Genomic DNA, 18154 nt, shown 5'->3' with positions numbered 1-18154 from the left:
GGGAGCCCTAGTGGTGAACGTCTCCCGGGGCGGCAGTGCAAAGCGGGGCCGCTCACAGACGGGCCCCGCTTTTGCACTGTAGTATGGATACTTGTGCGTCACCGGAAAATTCTGTGGCGCATGCGTCGACAGTTTAGATTTCCCTCCTGTGGATCGCCCGGAAAACCTCCGCCGGTCCACTTTTGGCAGCAGGCCTTCCTTGGCCTTGCATGTTGCGGACTTCCTCCTGGCTCGGCGAAACCCAACGCCTGAAACAGGCGTGCGAATCAGAGAGAAAGTTTGAATATGTCCGTAACTTTTAGCGCCCTCGGCGTGCCCGAATACCTGTCGAAGGTCCTTGCTGCCAGCGGAATCGAAGCCGCTTTCCCGATCCAGGAAGCCACCTTGCCGTCGACCTTGGCCGGCGGCGACGTCCTGGGCCGCGGCCAGACCGGCTCCGGCAAGACTTTGGCCTTCTCGCTGCCCCTGGTAGCTCGGCTGGCAGATCGCCCACAGCGCCGCAAGGCCCGTTTCCCACGAGCGCTGATCATGGCTCCAACCCGTGAACTGGCGACCCAGATTGCCAAGACCGTTGACCCCCTGGCAAAGGCCGCAGGCCTGCGTACCACCGTGATCTACGGTGGCGTGGCCCAGAGCCGCCAGGAAAAGGCCATGAATGAGGGCGTGGACATTGTCATCGCCTGCCCGGGCCGCCTGGATGACCTGATCAAGCAGAAGGTCGTGGACCTGTCCCAGCTGGAAATCTCCGTGCTGGATGAAGCCGACCACATGGCCGACATGGGCTTCCTGCCTGTAGTTCGCCGCATCATGGACCGCATGCCAACCGGCATCCAGCACATGCTGTTCTCCGCTACCTTGGACAACGGTGTGGACAAGGTGGTCAAGCGCTACCTGAGCAACCCGACCATTCACTCGGTGGATGCACCCAAGGCCGCTGTGAACACCATGGAGCACCACGTCTTCGTCATCGGCAACGATGATAAGAAGGACCTGATCCGCGTTCTGGCCCAGGGCACTGCCCGTCGCATCATGTTCATGCGCACCAAGCACCACGCCAAGAAGATGGCGCTCACCCTGTCCAAGGCTGGCGTTCCGGCGGTAGACCTGCACGGTAACCTCTCGCAGAATGCCCGTGACCGCAACCTTGCTGCTTTTGCTTCAGGCGAGGCGAAGGTTCTTGTCGCCACCGACGTAGCCGCTCGTGGCGTGCACGTTGATGGTGTGGAGCTGGTTGTCCACGTAGATCCACCAGCAGAGCACAAGGCCTACACCCACCGCTCCGGCCGTACCGCACGTGCGGGTTCGGATGGAACTGTAGTGACCATCTGCACCCCTGATCAGCAGGGCGACGTTTCGACTTTGCTGAAGCAGGCCGGACTGAAGGTGCCTTTCGAAAAGGTCAACCTGAATTCTCCGGTTGTGGCCAAGGTCGTCGGCGAAGTTGCCGAGCCGGTTGCCTACGTTGCTCCGGCTCAGCAGAAGCGCAATCCTGCCAAGAGCAAGCCTGCCGGTGAAGGTGCCGGCCGCGGTGGCCGCGGCCAGCGCCCGGCGCGTGGCGCCAAGCCAGCTGCCGAAGCCCAGGGCCGTGGCGGCGAACGCCGCCGTACGGAACGTGACGGCGCTAGCCAGGGCGAGCGTCCAGCGCGCAGCGCCCGCGGTGCGAACACCGACCGTCCAGCCCGCGGCGCACGAGGTGCCAACGCTGAACGCCCGTCGAGCCCTTCGCGCTCACCGCGAACCGGCGGCCGCAATGCCGCTGGCGGTGCAACCGGTGGCCGTTCGCGTGGCCCGCGTCGCGCATCGAGCCCAGCTGGTCGCGGCAACTAGGCGCTGGCACTAATCCTTGCGGAGTACTCCCTCGCATCCATCCCAATGGATGCGGGGGAGTTTCGCGTTAAACCCGGGAATTTGCGCGTCAAAAGTTTAGATCTGCTGGCTGATCCCGTTTCGACTAGGCGATACATAGGATTGATGCAACGAGCCGCCGATTAACCTTCACCGCTTCAGGAGCACCAGCCATGATTGAATCCCTGCAGAATTTCGCCGCGTCCTTCCCGGAGCCACTGCAATTCTTGGCGGTTGCCTTGCTAGCTGCCATTCCGCTGATCGAGTCCTACTTTGGTTCGGCCATTGGCGTGGTCATCGGTGTTCCGGTGGTTGCTGCCATCGCCACCGCCGTGATCGGCAACGTGATTTCCATGCTGTTGTTCGTCAACAGCGCCCACGCCGTGCGCAACAAGGTTCGCAAGGGCAAGGACTCGGAGAAGAAGGAACGAAAGTTCGAGAAGCTGCACCGTGCTTTCGATAAATACGGCATTGCCGGGGTGAGCCTTCTGGGGCAGACCATCCTGCCTTCGCAGGTGACCTCGGCTGCCTTGGTCTCCTTCGGCGCCAATAAGCAGAAGGTGATCATCTGGCAGATCATCTCGATTATCTTGTGGGGCACCGCGTTTGGCGTTCTGGCTGCCCGGGGAATTAGCCTGATGGGCTAACCGGAACTCGCTGAAAGCGAACAAGCCGTCCTCGAATGACCGAGGACGGCTTGTTTTCCAGTGGCTATGGAATGCCAAGGGATTACTTGCGGCGTCCAAAAGCAAAATAGGCGATGGGGCCAAGGAAATTGATCATGCTGGCCGCTGCCCATGCCGGCTTTGGACCCTTGACTTGTTCGGCAGGGCGCTTGTACAAATCCCGCAGTGCCGCAACCATCAAGGTCAGCTCGGCAATTGCCGCAGAGGCGACCGCGATCTTTCCGCCCGGTGGCAGATCCTGGAACTTGCGCTTCGTTTCCATGAGGTGGCTCCTAGCTGCCGCTTTTCCCGCCCGCTGGAAGCGTTGAAAGCGGATGAATGAAAAATTTTTTCAGGACGGGAATTATTCTCTCACCACAGCAGTTGAAATGAGCAGAACGCAAAGTTGAGTCACCTTCGCTCAAGTTGATTTGACAGTCGAAAGCGGCTGAGTAAACTTGAGTGCAGAACGCTCAATGAGGATAAATGTCCTCAGCGTTAGTACTTTCAACCAAGGCAAAGGAGAGCCATTATGTCGCGTGCCGTAGGTATCGACCTAGGAACCACCAACTCCGTCGTTTCCGTGCTCGAAGGTGGTGAGCCAACCGTTATCGCAAACGCGGAAGGCAACCGCACTACCCCGTCGATCGTTGCTTTCTCGAAGAGCGGCGAAGTCCTGGTTGGCGATATCGCCAAGCGCCAGGCCGTCAACAACATCGACCGCACCATCGCATCGGTCAAGCGCCACATGGGTACCGACTGGACCATTGACGTTGACGAGAAGAAGTACACCGCTCAGGAAATCTCGGCTCGTACCCTGATGAAGCTGAAGAACGACGCTGAGTCGTACCTGGGCGAGAAGGTCACCGACGCGGTGATCACCGTTCCTGCATACTTCAACGACGCAGAGCGCCAGGCCACCAAGGAAGCTGGCGAGATCGCCGGCCTGAACGTCCTGCGCATCGTCAACGAGCCAACCGCAGCTGCGCTGGCTTACGGCCTGGAAAAGGGCCAGGAAGACGAGCTCATCCTGGTCTTCGACCTCGGTGGCGGCACCTTCGACGTTTCCCTGCTGGAAGTCGGCAAGGACGACGACGGCTTCTCGACCATCCAGGTCCGCTCCACCGCAGGCGACAACCGCCTGGGCGGCGACGACTGGGATCAGCGCATCGTGGATTGGCTGCTGGCCCAGGCCAAGGCCAAGGGCGCGGACCTGTCCAAGGACAAGATTGCGCTGCAGCGCCTGAAGGAATCTGCTGAGCAGGCCAAGAAGGAACTGTCCTCGGCTACCAGCACCAACATCTCGCTGCAGTACCTCTCGGTGACCCCGGAAGGCCCAGTGCACCTGGACGAGCACCTCTCGCGTGCCAAGTTCCAGGACCTGACCAAGGACCTGCTGGAGCGCACCCGCAAGCCATTCAACGACGTCATCGCCGAGGCAGGCGTCAAGGTTTCGGACATCGCCCACGTGATCCTGGTTGGCGGTTCTACCCGCATGCCAGCCGTTGCTGAACTGGTCAAGGACCTGGCCGGCAAGGAAGCGAACAAGGGCGTGAACCCAGATGAGGTTGTCGCCGTGGGCGCAGCGCTGCAGGCAGGCGTGCTGAAGGGCGAGCGCAAGGACGTTCTGCTCATCGACGTCACCCCACTGTCCCTGGGTATTGAGACCAAGGGCGGCGTGATGACCAAGCTGATCGAGCGCAACACCGCGATCCCGACCAAGCGTTCGGAGACCTTCACCACCGCCGAGGACAACCAGCCTTCGGTATCCATCCAGGTCTTCCAGGGCGAGCGCGAGTTCACCCGCGACAACAAGGCGCTGGGCACCTTCGAGCTGACCGGTATCGCACCGGCTCCTCGTGGCATTCCGCAGGTTGAGGTCACCTTCGACATCGACGCCAATGGCATCGTGCACGTATCCGCCAAGGACAAGGGCACCGGCACCGAGCAGTCGATGACCATCACCGGTGGTTCCTCGCTGTCCAAGGAAGACATCGAGCGCATGGTCCAGGAAGCTGAAGCACACGCCGAAGAGGACAAGGCACGCCGCGAGGCCGCTGAGACCCGTAACGCCGCTGAGCAGGCTGCCTACTCCGTAGACAAGCTGATCAAGGACAACGAAGACAAGCTGCCTGAAGAGGTCAAGACCGAGGTCCAGGCTGACGTCGACGCCCTGAAGGCTGCCCTGGAGAAGCAGGACAACGACGACGAGGTCAAGGCCGCGTTCGAGAAGCTGCAGGCATCGCAGACCAAGCTGGGCGAGGCAATCTACGCCAACGCGCAGGCCGAGGGCGCCCAGGCTCCTGAGGGCGAGCAGGCACCGAACGCTGATGAAGACATCGTCGACGCCGAGGTCATCGACGAAGACGAAGCCGACAAGAAGTAAGGAGTTTAGGAATATGTCCGAGGCAAAGGACCAGAACGAGAACTCCGGCCAGGAGCCGGAGAACCAGCCAGAGGCCGCCAACGAGCAGCCAACCGCTGACGCCCTGGGTCAGGCCGAGGCGATCCTGAACGAAGCTGCTGCTGGCGCTGAAGCCGATTCGGCGCAGCCGGAAGAGGCCGGTGCGGTGGAAACCGAACTGCGCAACGACCTGCTGCGCCTGCAGGCCGAATACGTCAACTACCGCAAGCGCGTGGAACGCGACCGGGCCGTAGCGCGTGAAAACGCCGTGCAGTCCGTGCTCAACACCCTGCTTCCGGTGCTTGACGACATCGATGCGGCACGAGCCCACGGCGACCTCGCCGACGGCCCGTTCGCATCGATCGCCAACAAGCTGGATGGAATTCTGGCTCAGCATGGCCTGGAGCGCATCAACGAGGCCGGCGTGGAATTCGACCCGAACATCCACGAAGCCCTGCTTCGCCAGGCTGTTGACGAGATTCCAGCCGACCACGTGGGACAGGTGCTGCGCACCGGTTACCGCAAGGGAACCATCATCCTGCGTGCAGCTCAGGTGCTGGTAGCAACCGGCGAATAGCCACGAATAGCACAATCGATACTGCCCACTGCCGAGTCTTCGACAGTGGGCAGTGTCGAATTGGCACTGAAAGGATGGGGCCCTGATGGCAAGTCAGGACTGGATCGAAAAAGACTTTTACGCCATTCTGGGCGTCTCCAAGGACGCCAGCGAGGCGGACATCAAGAAGGCGTACCGCAAGCTTGCGCGCAAGTACCACCCGGATACCAACCAGGGTGATGCGGCCGCTGAAAAGAAATTCAAGGACATCTCCGAAGCCAACTCGGTGCTTTCGGACAAGGAAGAGCGCGAGCAGTACGACGCGATCCGTGCCATGGGCGGCGGAGCGCGATTCTCTGCTGGTGGCGGACCGGGCGGCCCCGGCGGGCAAGCCGGCTTCGAGGACATCTTCTCCAACCTCTTCGGAGGCGGCGGAGCGGGCCCACGTGGCCGCGGCGGGCAGCCGGACTTCTCCGACCTCTTCGGTGGTGGCGGCGGTTTCGGTGGCGGCGGCTTCGGCCAGAGCGCACCACCGCGCAAGGGTGCTGACCGCACGGCGAGCACCACGATTTCCTTCTCCGGATCAATTAAGGGCACCACCATTGGCCTGCGCGAGCAGAATGGCGAGGTCATTGACGTGCGCATACCGGCGGGCATCAAGGATGGCCAGTCGGTGCGCGTGCGCGGCAAGGGCCAGCCTGGTGCTGCCGGCAACGGCGACCTGCTGGTCAAGGTCAAGGTCAGCGAGCACCCGTTCTTCAAGCGCGAAGAGAACAACATCCGCATCCACGTGCCGGTGACCTTCGCTGAAGCGGTGCTTGGAGCAAAGATCCACGTACCGACCCTGGACGGGGATTCCGTTGCGGTGAAGGTTCCCGCTGGATCCAACTCCGGGCGCACCTTGCGTCTGAAGGGCCGCGGCGTGAAGACCTCCAAGGCCACCGGCGATCTGCTGATCGTCCTGGATGTCGCGATTCCGCAGAACCTCTCGGATGCTGCAAAGAAGGCCGTGGAGGACTTCGCATCAGCCACCGAGGGCGAGGATCCACGAGTGGATTTGGCTGCCAAAGCCAAGCTCTGAACCCAATAGGCTGTCTTCCCTGCCCCCTCATCGAATTGGCTGGGCAGGGAAGATAGACTCGAAGTCAATAGGGACCGAATCCAAGGTCCTTGCAGAAAGGTGGTAGAAGCAACGTGAACGGGGAGTACCTGCGACCTGTCTTCGTCATTTCCGTCGCCGCGCAACTTGCAGACATGCATCCGCAGACGCTGCGCCAGTATGACCGCATTGGTTTGGTTTCGCCCAGCCGCCAGAGCGGAAAGCAACGCCGCTACTCGCAGCGCGACGTATCGCTGTTGCGCCAGGTGCAGGCCTTGAGCAAGGAAGGCGTCTCGCTCGAGGGCATCAAGCGCATCCTGGACCTGCAAGATCAAGTCGCCTATCTGCAAACCGAAGTCAATGGGCTTCGCCAAGAACTTTCCGCCGTACGCCAGGGCCAATCTCGCATCTTCGCTGCGGGTACCGCTGGAGGCGACATCGTTTCGTTGGCTAGGGGCATGCGCCCTGAACGCCGTGAACCGACCGTGACGCTGTTTACCGCGCGCCGCGCTATCGGACGCTAGATCCGTCCGTGCCGGGCCAAGCGCGCTTCCAATTGGGTGCGCACGGCAGGCCATTCGTGCGGGAGTATTGAGAACACCACCGTATCGCGCAGGGTACCGCTCTTTGGATCATATTTGTGATTGCGCAGCACGCCATCCTGCTTGGCGCCGAGCCGTGCAATCGCGGCGCGTGAAGCGGCATTGTGCCAGTGCGTGCAGAAAGCCACTGAATAGCAATCCAGTTCCTCGAAAGCCCGGCGCAGCAGCATGAACTTGGCAGCTGGATTGATCCCGGTGCCTTGGGCTGGCATGGCCAGGAACGTTGAGCCGATTTCCACGCGGTGATTTGCCGCGTCGATATTCAAGTAAGTCGTGGCCCCCACCGCTTTGCCGGTGGACAGGTCGATGATCGCAAAGGGAGCCATCTCGCCAGTTTCCTGCAATGCCAAGCGGCGCTGGATATCCAAGCGCTTGGATTCGGCCGATGGAGTGGTGGCAAACCACGCTTCATCCAACTGGCCGTTGGCTGCGAGCTGGATCAGATCCGGGGCGTGGTCCATTGACAATTGTTCTAGCCGCACCCCGGCATAGTCCATTCTCGGAGCTTGGGCGTAGTGCAGACTTTGCGCAGAAGAAGAGGCCATGGAATCCATCCTATGGATTCCATGGCCTCTTCAATGCTTTATTTCGGCGACTAGCCGATGCGGGTGTATGCCAGATCGAAGACCAGACGACCAGCCTTGAGCGCCTTGCCTTCGAAGCTGGTCAGGATCCGGCGCTCGAAACGCGGGGCCCAGCCACCCTGGGCATCGGTGAATTCTGGCTCGGGGTCGAAGCCTTCCATGCCCTCGCGGCGCACCTTAGTCAGGTTGCTCTCAGTGCCGGACAGATTGCCATGATGCTGGTTCTCGAAGTCCGGATGGGCTTCGAGGACTTCGCGCATTTGCTCGGCGTAGTTGGACCAGTCGGTGGCCAAGCGCAGGGTGCCTCCCGGCTTGAGCACGCGGGAGACCTTGTCGAGGAACGAGGCCTTGATTAGGCGACGCTTATGGTGGCGCGGCTTGTGCCATGGATCTGAGAAGAAGATCCAGATCTCATCGGCGCTGTTCTCGTCCAGCATGACATCCAGAACCTCTGGTGCATTGGCCTGCACTGCGCGGACGTTGGTGATGCCGAAAGACTCGACCTTCAGCATCAGCTGGGCCAGGCCCGGACGGTAGACCTCAACGGCGAGGTAGTTGCGCTCGGGATCATCTTTGGCGGCGTTGGCGATGCATTCGCCCAGGCCGGTGCCGATCTCCACGATCAGCGGTGCGGTGCGTCCGAAAGCCTCGGCAGGATCGAGCTGGAAGTCATCGGCAACCGAAGTGTCGGCGATCTTGCGGGGCGGCTCAATGACGTACTGATCGGCATTGCGCTCCCAGGCGCTGGCACGGCGGCCCTGCAGGCGGTTGCCGCGGCGCACGAAGGATACCGGCTCGGCACGGAAAAGGTCTGGGTTCCTAGGGGCAGTGCCGTGGGCTGGGCGCTGCTGCTCGCTCGATTCGCTCATGATGATTAATCCTAGCCGAGCAAGCTGCTTCGATGCTTGCCGAACGGTAGGGGATTGGACACCCCTAGAAGAAAATCGGGGGGATCCCCGATGGAGTAAAACAGGCAAAAGACAGAGAATATAACCATGACTGATTTAGTGCGCGGTATTCTCAACATTATTTGGCTGCTTTTCGGCGGCCTGTGGCTGGCCTTGGGCTACGTGTTGGCGGGCATCATCTGCTGCGTGCTGATCGTGACCATTCCATTCGGCATCGCCTCGTTCCGCATTGCCGGCTATGCGCTGTGGCCGTTTGGCCGCACCGTGGTCGACAACGGCCCGGTAGGCGCGTTCTCCACCCTGGGCAACATCATCTGGATCATTTTTGCTGGTATCTGGATTGCCGTGGGGCACGTGGTAACCGCGATCCCGATGTTCATTTCGATTATCGGCATCCCGCTGGGTATCGCAAACTTGAAGATGATCCCGGTTTCCTTGATGCCTCTGGGCAAGGTCATTGTGCCTTCGGACTATTTCATCGGCGGTGTTCGCCGCTAGGCAGCACCAAGACAGCGAATGGCTGCCAACCCTTGATGGGGTTGGCAGCCATTCGCTTTATGTACGAACCTGATCAGCTCTTGAGGTACTCATCGTGCTGGCGGTGCGCTTCGGCGACCTCGACACGGATCTTGTCCACGTCCTTGGCCTTGTCGCGGTACTTCTTTTCCATGCTTTTCACATACGCTTCTTCCTCCACCAAGGCGCGGTAGATGCGTTCGCGTTCGACCGCGTCCGAGGTGTAGCTCAGGTCGTTGTAGCTGTTGGCATGGCGGCGCAGGTTGCCGATGGCAGTCTGGGCCTTGCCTGCCTTGCTGAACAGCGAAGCGAGAATTGTCAGCAACAGGACGCCGATAATGACGCTCAGCGACAGGCCGGTGCTGATTTCAATGACCATCACGTGTTCGCCATCGTTGATGAATGGCAAGTTGTTCTCGTGCAGTGCATGCAGGATCAGCTTCACGCCGATGAATGCCAGGATTGCTGCCAACCCGTAGGACAGGTAGATCAAGCGGTCCAGCAATCCGTCGAGCAGGAAGTAGAGCTGGCGCAGTCCCATGAGCGAGAAGGCGGTAGCCGTGAACACGATGTAGACGTTCTGGGTGAGTCCGAAGATCGCAGGGATGGAATCCAGAGCGAAGAGAATATCGGTACCGCCGATGGCCACCATGACCAGCAGCATCGGAGTCAGGACCTTCTTGCCATCGATCTTGGTGAACAGCTTGTCGCCGTCATAGTTGTCGGTAGTGTGGAATAGCTTCTTGGCAATCCGGATGATGAAGTTGTTGGCCTCATCGGATTCGTCATCCTTCTTCAGCAGGTTGCCTGCGGTCAACAGCAGGATCAGGCCGAACAGGTAGAAGACCCAAGCGAACTGGTTGATCAGCGCCGCGCCGACAAAGATGAAGGCGGTACGTGCGATCAGCGAGAAGACGATGCCGAAGAGCAGGACTTTCTGCTGGTCTTCGCGGGGTACGCGGAAGCTGGCGATGATTATCAGGAAGACGAACAGGTTGTCGACCGACAGGGCCTTCTCGGTAATGTAGCCGGCAAAGTACTCGGCACCCATGTCGATTCCGCCGAAGACCAGCACCAGCACACCGAAAACGAGGGCCAAGCCAACATAGATGCTGGACCAGATGGCTGCTTCACGCAGCGATGGAACGTGGGCCTTGCGGATGTGGAAGAAATAGTCGAAGGCCAGAAGGGCGAGAATCACGACAATCGTGATTCCCCAAATCATAGGGGAAACTCCCATAGGGATTCCTGCTTTCGTAAGTAGCGCGCGAACGCATCTGAGTAAGTCTCTTCACCGACCCCGGGGCTGGCCGCAAAACCCGGCAGGACCATGAAGTCCTGCGTATTGACGGATTCAACGATTATGAATACTCCCTTACGTTCTACCAGCTTATCCTGATGCGATGCTTCTGGAAAAATCTTGGTCCGTGGATGTCATGATGATCTGTAATGTACTTTGTCTTTGTGCAGTTGGGTAGGCATCAATAGCAATTCGAAGAATGCAGTTCGCTTGGAGCAACGTGGGCCAGGGGCAGGAACTAGGCGTTGCTAGAGCGACTTGCGCATCTTGATGCTGGTGGTTTCATATCCAAGCGATTCATAGAGGCCGCGAGCGCTCTGGTTGAAACCGAACACATTCAGCCCCAGGGTACGTGCGCCGTGGGCACGGGCGTATTCTTCGGCCAAATTCATGGCCTGGCGTCCGAACCCCTTGCCGCGGTGCCCGGGGTCGACAACTATGTCCCAAACCCACCATGAAGCCGGATCACCTGAGGTGTCGTGGCCGATCCAGACATAGCCCACATCGCCGAAAATGCCATGCTCCAGGCTGAATACCGCATTGGTGCAACTTGGCAATCCGGTGGGAAAGGCCCGGGTCATGGTCCGGTCTGCATCTTCCTGCGCCTTGTGCTGGGAACTGCCAGCGGCAACAAGGTCCGATACGTACTCGGCGGTACTTCGTGCCATCCACGAATGGAATTCTTCAGCGGGAAGCGGGTGGAGTTCTAATGGCATGCCCGGAGTCTACCGGTTGAGGGCGGCACGCTATTTCCGCGCGGCCAGGATTTGTTCACGCAGGATATCTGCGTGTCCGCAATGCTGTGCCAGTTCACGCAGCATATGCAGCTGGATCCAGCGCAGCGGCAGCGGTCCACGCCGGTTGCCTGAGAAGACGTCATCCCCTGTTTTGCCTTCGACTGCTTGATGCGACAGTTCGATGGCTTGGGCATATTCGTGCCGAATCGAATCGATGGTGTCGGAAGCCTCCAAGTCGAATGATTTGCTGGGCGAAGAGGCAATGCCCAGCTCTGCACGGCTCCGGCCGGTGGCTGCTTCACCGAACCAGACCCGTTCCACGAAGATCGCATGTTTCACCAGCCCGAGCAGCGTGGTCTTGGATTCAACCAACTTCAATCTGGCTTCGGCTTCACTCAGTCCGCCGGTGCAGGAAAGCAGCATCTGCCGGTGCTGATCGATGAAAACTTGGACCATATCATCGTGGGTCAGTGAAAAAATGTCTTTGGAATCCGGGTTGACCATGCCTTATCTTAAGTCGGCAAATCGTTAGTGACAAGGGATTTTGCCTCTGGGGCAAGTGAAATAGAAAATCTTTCGAAAATCTTGCTCTAGCTGGAATACGAAGAGTGCGAGTAGAGTTGAGTTAAGTACACTCAAGTTTATGGGTTCACCCAATTAGAGAAAGGATGCGCGTGGACACCAAACTCACCACTAAGAGCCAAGAAGCTCTCTCGGCTTCCGGGATGAACGCTTCAACCGCAGGCAATCCGCAGATTGAACCTGCGCACCTGCTGAAGGCCTTGCTGGGCCAGCGCGACTCCGTCGCAGTCGCCCTCCTGAAGACCGCCGGATTGGATGTCGACGCGCTTTCGGTCAAGGCAAGCGCTGTCATCAACGCATTGCCTTCCAGCTCCGGCAGTTCAGTGGCCCAGGCCCAGTACTCCCGACAGCTGCTGCAGGTTGTGAGCAACGCCCAGGCGGCTGCCGCAGAAATGGGGGACACCTACGTCTCCACGGAGCACCTGCTTATCGCCTTGGCATCAGACCAGACCAAGGCCGGCGACGCGCTGCGCGAATTCGGGGCCACCCGCGAACTGCTGGTGGGCACCTTGCCCACCATCCGCGGCGACCGCAAGGTCGATAATCCGGATCCGGAGGCCACCTTCCAGTCCCTGGAGAAGTTCGGCACCGACATGACCGCACTGGCGCGCTCGGGCAAGCTGGATCCAGTCATCGGCCGCGACCGCGAGATCCGCCGCGTGGTCCAGGTGCTCTCCCGCCGAACCAAGAACAACCCGGTGCTGATCGGTGAGCCAGGCGTTGGCAAAACCGCTGTAGTTGAGGGGCTTGCCCAGCGCATGATCGCGGGCGACGTGCCGGAATCCCTGCGTGGAAAGACCCTGATCTCGCTGGATCTGGGTGCCATGGTCGCCGGGGCCAAGTACCGTGGCGAATTCGAAGAGCGGCTGAAGTCGGTATTGGAAGAGATCAAGGCTTCGGACGGCCAGATTGTCACCTTCATTGACGAGATCCACACCGTGGTCGGCGCCGGAGCCTCCGAAGGCGCCATGGACGCGGGGAACATGCTCAAGCCAATGCTCGCCCGAGGCGAGTTGCGCTTGATTGGTGCTACTACCTTGGACGAGTACCGCGAAAACATCGAGAAGGATCCCGCCCTGGAACGCCGCTTCGCGCAGGTGTATGTCGGCGAGCCCAGCGTGGATGACACCATTGCCATCCTGCGTGGGTTGAAGGAGCGCTACGAGGCGCACCACAAGGTTTCCATTGCGGACTCCGCCTTGGTGGCAGCATCCACGCTGTCCAGCAGGTACATCTCCGGCCGCCAGCTGCCAGACAAGGCCATCGACCTGGTTGATGAGGCCGCTAGCCGCCTGCGCATGGAGATCGACTCGGCTCCGGAGGAAATCGATGAGCTGCGCCGCGAGGTGGACCGGCTGACCATGGAGGAGCTGGCGCTGTCCGATGAAACGGATCCAGCCTCGGTGGAACGCCTGGATGCGCTGCGCAAGGACATGGCCGACAAGAAGGAACAGCTGGACGCGCTGAACTCCCAGTGGGAAGCGGAGAAGGCCGGGTTGAACCGCGTCGGCGACCTGAAGGTCAAGCTCGACGAATTGCGCAGCCAGGCCGACAAGGCCCAGCGCGAGGGCGACCTGGAGAAGGCCTCTCGCCTGCTCTACGGGGAGATCCCAACGCTGCAGCAGGAACTGGATGCGGCGGCCGCTGCCGAAGCCGATAAGGCCGATACGCACACTATGGTTGCCGAAGAAGTCACCGCGGATGACATTGCAGAAGTCATCTCGGCGTGGACCGGTATTCCGGCCGGGCGCATGCTGCAGGGCGAAAGCCAGAAGTTGCTGGATATGGAAGAAATCATCGGGCAGCGCCTGATGGGGCAGAAGCAGGCTATTGCCGCTGTCTCTGACGCCGTTCGCCGTACCCGCGCCGGCATTGCCGACCCGAACCGGCCTACCGGATCCTTCCTGTTCCTGGGTCCTACCGGTGTCGGCAAGACCGAGCTGGCCAAGTCCCTGGCTGACTTCCTCTTCGATGATCCACGGGCGATGGTGCGGATCGACATGTCCGAATACTCGGAGAAGCATGCGGTTTCGCGCCTGGTCGGTGCCCCTCCGGGCTACGTAGGGTATGAAGAGGGCGGGCAGCTGACCGAAGCTGTGCGCCGCCGCCCGTACTCGGTGATTCTGCTGGACGAGGTGGAAAAGGCGCATCCGGAAGTATTCGATATCCTGCTGCAGGTGCTCGATGACGGGCGGCTGACCGATGGCCAGGGCCGCACCGTGGACTTCAGGAATACCATTCTGATCCTCACCTCGAATCTGGGTTCCCAGTTCCTGGTGGACCAGAGCATGGAAGACGAGGCCAAGAAGTCAGCGGTGATGAGCGTGGTCAATGCATCGTTCAAGCCGGAGTTCTTGAACCGTCTCGATGAGGTCATCCTCTTCGACCCATTGAGCATCGAAGAGCTGGGCAGCATCGTCAAGCTGCAGATCGACCTGCTCGCACAGCGCTTGGCCGACCGCCGCTTGAACCTGGAGGTGGATCAGGCCGCCAGCGATTGGCTGGCCCTGACCGGTTACGATCCTGCCTACGGCGCTCGTCCGCTGCGCCGCCTGGTGCAGCGCGAGATCGGAGACCGGCTGGCCAAGGAGATCCTGGCTGGAACGGTGCAGGACGGGGATACTGTAGGGGTCACCCTGGACGAAGTTGGCGACAAGCTCAAAGTTGCCAAGAAGGCCTAGGAGCCTGGCAATGGCGAGGGCGTGAACGGATGGAATCCCGTTCATGCCCTCGCCATTTTTCCTGAACGCAGACTTAGCTGTCGGTGGTCTCCTGTGCCTTGGACGGCTCCTCTTCGGAGTTCTCCGATTCTCCATCCGTAGCGCCCTCTGGCAGCAACGAGTTGCGGACGTCGCCCTCGGACAGGCTCAGGAAGCACGAAACGGTGCGGTCGCCCTGGCCCCAGGTGCTCTCCGAGGGACGCGAGAAGTGATAGGTCCAGGTGGAGTCCAGCCCTGCACGAGGATCCAGTGACACCGATTTGCACAGGTCTTCGGATTGGGTGAGCAGCACGTTGGCTCCCGGGTACTCCTCGCCGGTGACATGGAAGATGCCGATCAGTTGGGCATTGTGGGAGGAATCACAGGTTACGACCGTCTGCGGATCCAGTGGTGAATTGAATCCGCGCAGGCAGTCGCCTTGCTCCAACTGGGTTGGAGGCATCTCGGTGGCAACAATGCCGTCGAGGCCTGGATTCTCGTTGCGCTCCACGTTGTTCGCAGTTGGCGAAGCAGGGGGATCCACTAGTCTCAACACCACGAAAACCACTGCCGCGGCCAGTGCGAGAACGGCGACAATCATCAAGGCCCATTGGGCACTTTGACGCTTGGGCTTCTCCGGTTCTGGCTGCAACGGCGGCAAAGCCGCCTGCGGCTCGGGCAGATTGTTTTCCACCACCTGTTGAGCTCCTTCGTGGTTGGGTCGGGCGATCGCTCGCCGGCTCAATACATAGTCGTTGGACTAATCGACAGTCTAGCGGTTTCGGAGGGTGTTGCATTCAGCGCTCGCCGGTGAATCGTGTTAACCTTTAATTACGAAAGAACTGATCACATATTCGGGGGCCTTCATCTTTTCAAGGTGGACCACCTCCCGACTCTACTGAAAAGAGGGGGTCACGCCATGGGGCGCGGCCGTCAAAAGGCTAAAGCACAGCGTCAGGCGCGAGATATCAAGTACTACTCGCCGTCCACTGACCTTTCGGCACTTGAACGCGAGTTGGGCGTTCGGTCCGATCATCATGCTCAGAACACTGAGCGTAATGATTCATCGTATGACGAAGAATATTCGGAATACGACGAGCTGACTAAGAAGTACTCGGGAGATGACGAAGACGAGTAGCCTCGTCTTCTGATGCCGGGAGTCCTTGGCTCAGAGTGCCACACCTTAAGCATTGAGTGGTACAGCTCTTCAGTACATTTTGCGACAAGCCGCAGCGACTAAGCTAAATTAGCTTTTAGTCGTTGCGGCCTTTGTCGTGCCCAGTAATTGTTAGGTGGAACGTGAGCACTCCAGAAGAGCTATCCATCCAGATGGCGCATCATTCGGCCATCCGGTCGATGCAGCGCATTGTCGAGCAGCAGGCACCTGAATCCCCGGAAGCCGAAGCGCGTGCCGGGGTGCGCCAAATGCTTTCCGCTGGCGGGGTCCTGGTGGTCACCGGAGCCGGTGTTTCTACCGATTCCGGAATCCCCGACTACCGGGGACCCAACGGTTCATTGCAGCGCCACCGGCCGATGACCTATCAAGAATTCCGATTCCGTCCTGAAGCCCGGCAGCGCTATTGGGCCCGTGGCTACGTCGGCTGGCGCCATATGGACAAAGCCGAGCCTAACCACATTCACCAGCGCTTGGTGCAGTGGGAAGAGCACGGGAAAATCAGTGGAATCATTACGCAGAACGTTGACGGGCTGCACCAGCAGGCCGGATCCAAACGGGTCATTCCGGTCCATGGCGACTTGTCGATCGTCCGCTGCCTGGACTGCGGGTACAGCGAGAACCGCAATGACTTTGATCTGCGCCTGCAGGCGGCCAACAAAGGCTATTTGGAAGCCGTGGAAATCGACCCCAGCGCGGTGAACCCCGATGGGGATGTGGAGCTGCCCCAGTATCTGGTTGACCGGTTCAACATGGTGGCCTGCTTGAGCTGCGGCTCGCTGGCCCTGAAGCCTGATGTGGTGTATTTCGGCGAGAACGTTCCGGTTGAACGCAAGGAACGCATTGCGGCACTGGAAGCGGAATCCACGTCGCTCTTGGTGCTGGGCTCATCCCTTGCAGTGATGAGCGGATACAAGATCCTGTTGAACTTCGTCAAGCGGGATTTGCCGGTGGCGCTGATTACCAACGGCCACGTCCGCGGTGAACAAAAAGCAACCTGGCGCTGGCGTGTGCCTTTGGAGCACGCCCTGAAGCAACTGGACTAGCAGGCCGGTATTTCGTCCCGCAAGGGACACCAATGAAGCGCGCCAAATGCTGCTCTGGGCAATCAGCCCGGCAAGAAGCTCGCACTGGTGCAGCACCACCGGCAGCATTGCCTGGCGCCTGGAAGCCGGGCAAGAGGGCTCCGCTCAACCCTGCATCCCCATTCGCATGGAGATGGCGTTAAAGAACCGATGCGCCGCACTGGGATCAGTGCGGCGCATCGGCAAGGAAGCGGATCCTGCGAGTACTACTTGGCGTAGTTGCCGGTCAGCAGCACTGCGCCGCCGTCAACGCCCTTGGCTCCCTGGACGTAGTCCAGTCCGGCATCGGCTGCCGCTGGATCGATATTCTCGACGCCGCCCATGACCCAAGCTCCCATGCCAGCCTTGTTCAGCAGCTCTACGGCACGATCAGCTACAGCTGGATCAACAACAGCAACCATGCCCACACCCAGGTTCAGGGTGCGCTCAAGGTCAGGCTGCGGCACGTTGCCCAGCTGGGCGATGGTGGAGAAGACTGCTGGCAGGGACCAGGTCGAGCGGTCCACACGGGCCATCAGGCCCTGGGGCAGCACGCGAGCCAGGTTGGCAGCCAGGCCGCCACCGGTGACGTGGCTGAAGCCATGCACGCCGAAGTTCTCGCCGTCGTTCAGTTCGCCCACCAGATCCAGGCACGCGGTGGTGTAGATGCGGGTCGGAACCAGCAGTTCCTCGCCCAGGGTCTTGCCGAACTCTGCAACTTCGCGTTCCAGCTCCCACTTGGCGTGGGCGATGACGCGGCGCACCAGCGAGTAGCCGTTGGAGTGGATGCCCGAGGACGCCATGCCGATGACGACGTCGCCGGCCCGCACGCGCTCCGGGCCCAGCAGCTGGTCGGCTTCGATGACACCGGTAGCAGCACCGGCAACATCGTATTCGTCCTCGGCCAGCAGGCCCGGGTGCTCCGCGGTTTCGCCGCCAACCAGCGCGGTGCCGGCCAGCTTGCAGCCCTCCGCGATGCCGCGCACGATATCCGCGATGCGCTCCGGGACGACCTTGCCGGTGGCGATGTAGTCGGTCATGAACAGCGGCTTGGCGCCCACCACGACAATATCGTCGACCACCATGCCGACCAGGTCCTGGCCGATGGTGTCGTGGATGTCCAGCTTCTGGGCGATGGCAACCTTGGTGCCTACCCCGTCGGTGGAGGTAGCCAGGTACGGCTTCTTGTAACCGGTCAGGAACGATACATCGAAGAGCCCGGCGAAGCCGCCGACCCCTCCGACAACGCCCGCGGTGTGGGTCGCCTTGATCGCGCCCTTCATCAACTCAACGGCACGGTCACCGGCCTCAACGTCAACGCCGGCACCGGCATAGGTGATGGAAGTTGGCTGCTGATCATTGCCGCTCATGGCAGTCGGTTCCTTTTCTGTTCTGGGCGCCGCATTTCCGGCGCCCTTT

General features: G+C 60.4%; 18 protein-coding genes. 10 read left to right on the top strand and 8 right to left on the bottom strand.

From position 1 onward, the window contains the following. The first annotated feature begins 285 nt into the window (after positions 1-285). Together ACIP6G_RS03625 and ACIP6G_RS03620 are read left to right on the top strand one after the other, a co-directional pair. Complete coding sequence (locus ACIP6G_RS03625) at positions 286-1827, top strand: DEAD/DEAH box helicase (protein WP_400288669.1); 1542 nt, start codon at positions 286-288, stop codon at positions 1825-1827. 191 nt (positions 1828-2018) lie between these two features. Further along, positions 2019-2492 carry a hypothetical protein gene (locus ACIP6G_RS03620; RefSeq protein WP_365945069.1) on the top strand — a complete coding sequence of 158 codons (474 nt, stop codon included), beginning with the start codon at positions 2019-2021 and terminating at the stop codon, positions 2490-2492. A gap of 82 nt (positions 2493-2574) precedes the next feature. Here ACIP6G_RS03620 and ACIP6G_RS03615 read toward each other — a convergent pair whose 3' ends face one another. Then, positions 2575-2793 carry a PLD nuclease N-terminal domain-containing protein gene (locus ACIP6G_RS03615; RefSeq protein ID WP_105657002.1) on the bottom strand — a complete coding sequence of 73 codons (219 nt, stop codon included), beginning with the start codon at positions 2791-2793 and terminating at the stop codon, positions 2575-2577. 249 nt (positions 2794-3042) lie between these two features. Between ACIP6G_RS03615 and dnaK the strand changes: the two genes are divergently transcribed. The 4 genes from dnaK (at position 3043) to ACIP6G_RS03595 (ending at position 7093) form a co-directional block, all read left to right on the top strand. Beyond that, a complete protein-coding gene (gene dnaK, locus ACIP6G_RS03610) occupies positions 3043-4896 on the top strand; it encodes a molecular chaperone DnaK (protein WP_105657001.1) in 1854 nt (617 codons plus the stop codon). Between the two features lie 13 nt (positions 4897-4909). Then, positions 4910-5491: a nucleotide exchange factor GrpE gene (locus tag ACIP6G_RS03605; RefSeq protein WP_105657000.1), complete on the top strand. Its 582-nt coding sequence runs from the start codon at positions 4910-4912 to the stop codon at positions 5489-5491. Between the two features lie 85 nt (positions 5492-5576). Beyond that, positions 5577-6551, top strand: a complete 975-nt coding sequence (locus ACIP6G_RS03600) for a DnaJ C-terminal domain-containing protein (RefSeq protein ID WP_105656999.1) — start codon at positions 5577-5579, stop codon at positions 6549-6551. A 113-nt stretch (positions 6552-6664) separates the two neighbouring features. Beyond that, positions 6665-7093 carry a heat shock protein transcriptional repressor HspR gene (locus ACIP6G_RS03595; protein WP_105656998.1) on the top strand — a complete coding sequence of 143 codons (429 nt, stop codon included), beginning with the start codon at positions 6665-6667 and terminating at the stop codon, positions 7091-7093. Here ACIP6G_RS03595 and ACIP6G_RS03590 read toward each other — a convergent pair. Continuing rightward, the gene (locus ACIP6G_RS03590; RefSeq protein ID WP_365945068.1) at positions 7090-7716 is read right to left on the bottom strand and encodes a GNAT family protein; all 627 of its coding nucleotides are present in this window, start codon (positions 7714-7716) and stop codon (positions 7090-7092) included. The two genes, ACIP6G_RS03595 and ACIP6G_RS03590, sit on opposite strands and share 4 nt — an antisense overlap. Before the next feature lie 50 nt (positions 7717-7766). Next, complete coding sequence (gene trmB / locus ACIP6G_RS03585) at positions 7767-8624, bottom strand: tRNA (guanosine(46)-N7)-methyltransferase TrmB (protein WP_133833561.1); 858 nt, start codon at positions 8622-8624, stop codon at positions 7767-7769. Between the two features lie 126 nt (positions 8625-8750). On the opposite strand from trmB, the gene ACIP6G_RS03580 reads away from it, so the two are divergent. Next, entirely contained in the window at positions 8751-9161 is a 411-nt protein-coding gene (locus tag ACIP6G_RS03580) for a YccF domain-containing protein (RefSeq protein WP_105656996.1), read from the top strand. Positions 9162-9234: 73 nt separating this feature from the next. Here ACIP6G_RS03580 and ACIP6G_RS03575 read toward each other — a convergent pair whose 3' ends face one another. The 3 genes from ACIP6G_RS03575 to ACIP6G_RS03565 all read right to left on the bottom strand — a co-directional run bounded on the left by ACIP6G_RS03575 (position 9235) and on the right by ACIP6G_RS03565 (position 11720). After that, positions 9235-10419 (bottom strand): TerC family protein, encoded by a 1185-nt coding sequence (locus ACIP6G_RS03575; protein WP_400288664.1) that lies wholly within the window; start codon positions 10417-10419, stop codon positions 9235-9237. A 308-nt stretch (positions 10420-10727) separates the two neighbouring features. After that, the gene (locus tag ACIP6G_RS03570; protein WP_365945066.1) at positions 10728-11195 is read right to left on the bottom strand and encodes a GNAT family N-acetyltransferase; all 468 of its coding nucleotides are present in this window, start codon (positions 11193-11195) and stop codon (positions 10728-10730) included. 30 nt (positions 11196-11225) lie between these two features. Further along, entirely contained in the window at positions 11226-11720 is a 495-nt protein-coding gene (locus ACIP6G_RS03565; RefSeq protein ID WP_105656993.1) for a DinB family protein, read from the bottom strand. Positions 11721-11890: 170 nt separating this feature from the next. Between ACIP6G_RS03565 and clpB the strand changes: the two genes are divergently transcribed. Beyond that, on the top strand, positions 11891-14479 hold the full coding sequence (gene clpB, locus ACIP6G_RS03560; RefSeq protein ID WP_365945065.1) for an ATP-dependent chaperone ClpB: 2589 nt from the start codon (positions 11891-11893) through the stop codon (positions 14477-14479). A gap of 73 nt (positions 14480-14552) precedes the next feature. On the opposite strand, the gene ACIP6G_RS03555 is transcribed toward clpB, so the two are convergent. Further along, positions 14553-15194, bottom strand: a complete 642-nt coding sequence (locus ACIP6G_RS03555) for a septum formation family protein (RefSeq protein WP_365945064.1) — start codon at positions 15192-15194, stop codon at positions 14553-14555. Positions 15195-15416: 222 nt separating this feature from the next. On the opposite strand from ACIP6G_RS03555, the gene ACIP6G_RS03550 reads away from it, so the two are divergent. After that, positions 15417-15635 (top strand): DUF3073 domain-containing protein, encoded by a 219-nt coding sequence (locus ACIP6G_RS03550; RefSeq protein ID WP_365945063.1) that lies wholly within the window; start codon positions 15417-15419, stop codon positions 15633-15635. 191 nt (positions 15636-15826) lie between these two features. Next, entirely contained in the window at positions 15827-16717 is an 891-nt protein-coding gene (locus ACIP6G_RS03545; RefSeq protein ID WP_400288768.1) for a Sir2 family NAD-dependent protein deacetylase, read from the top strand. 245 nt (positions 16718-16962) lie between these two features. Here the strand turns inward: ACIP6G_RS03545 and purM are convergent, their stop codons facing one another. Continuing rightward, positions 16963-18105 carry a phosphoribosylformylglycinamidine cyclo-ligase gene (purM, locus tag ACIP6G_RS03540; RefSeq protein ID WP_332485915.1) on the bottom strand — a complete coding sequence of 381 codons (1143 nt, stop codon included), beginning with the start codon at positions 18103-18105 and terminating at the stop codon, positions 16963-16965. Positions 18106-18154: the final 49 nt, after the last annotated feature.

Origin of the sequence: Glutamicibacter sp. NPDC088483 (assembly GCF_044753145.1) — a bacterium.
GTDB lineage: Bacteria > Actinomycetota > Actinomycetes > Actinomycetales > Micrococcaceae > Glutamicibacter.
The sequence above is the reverse complement of the archived record's forward strand: the minus strand, read 5'-3'. Positions and strand labels throughout refer to the sequence as shown.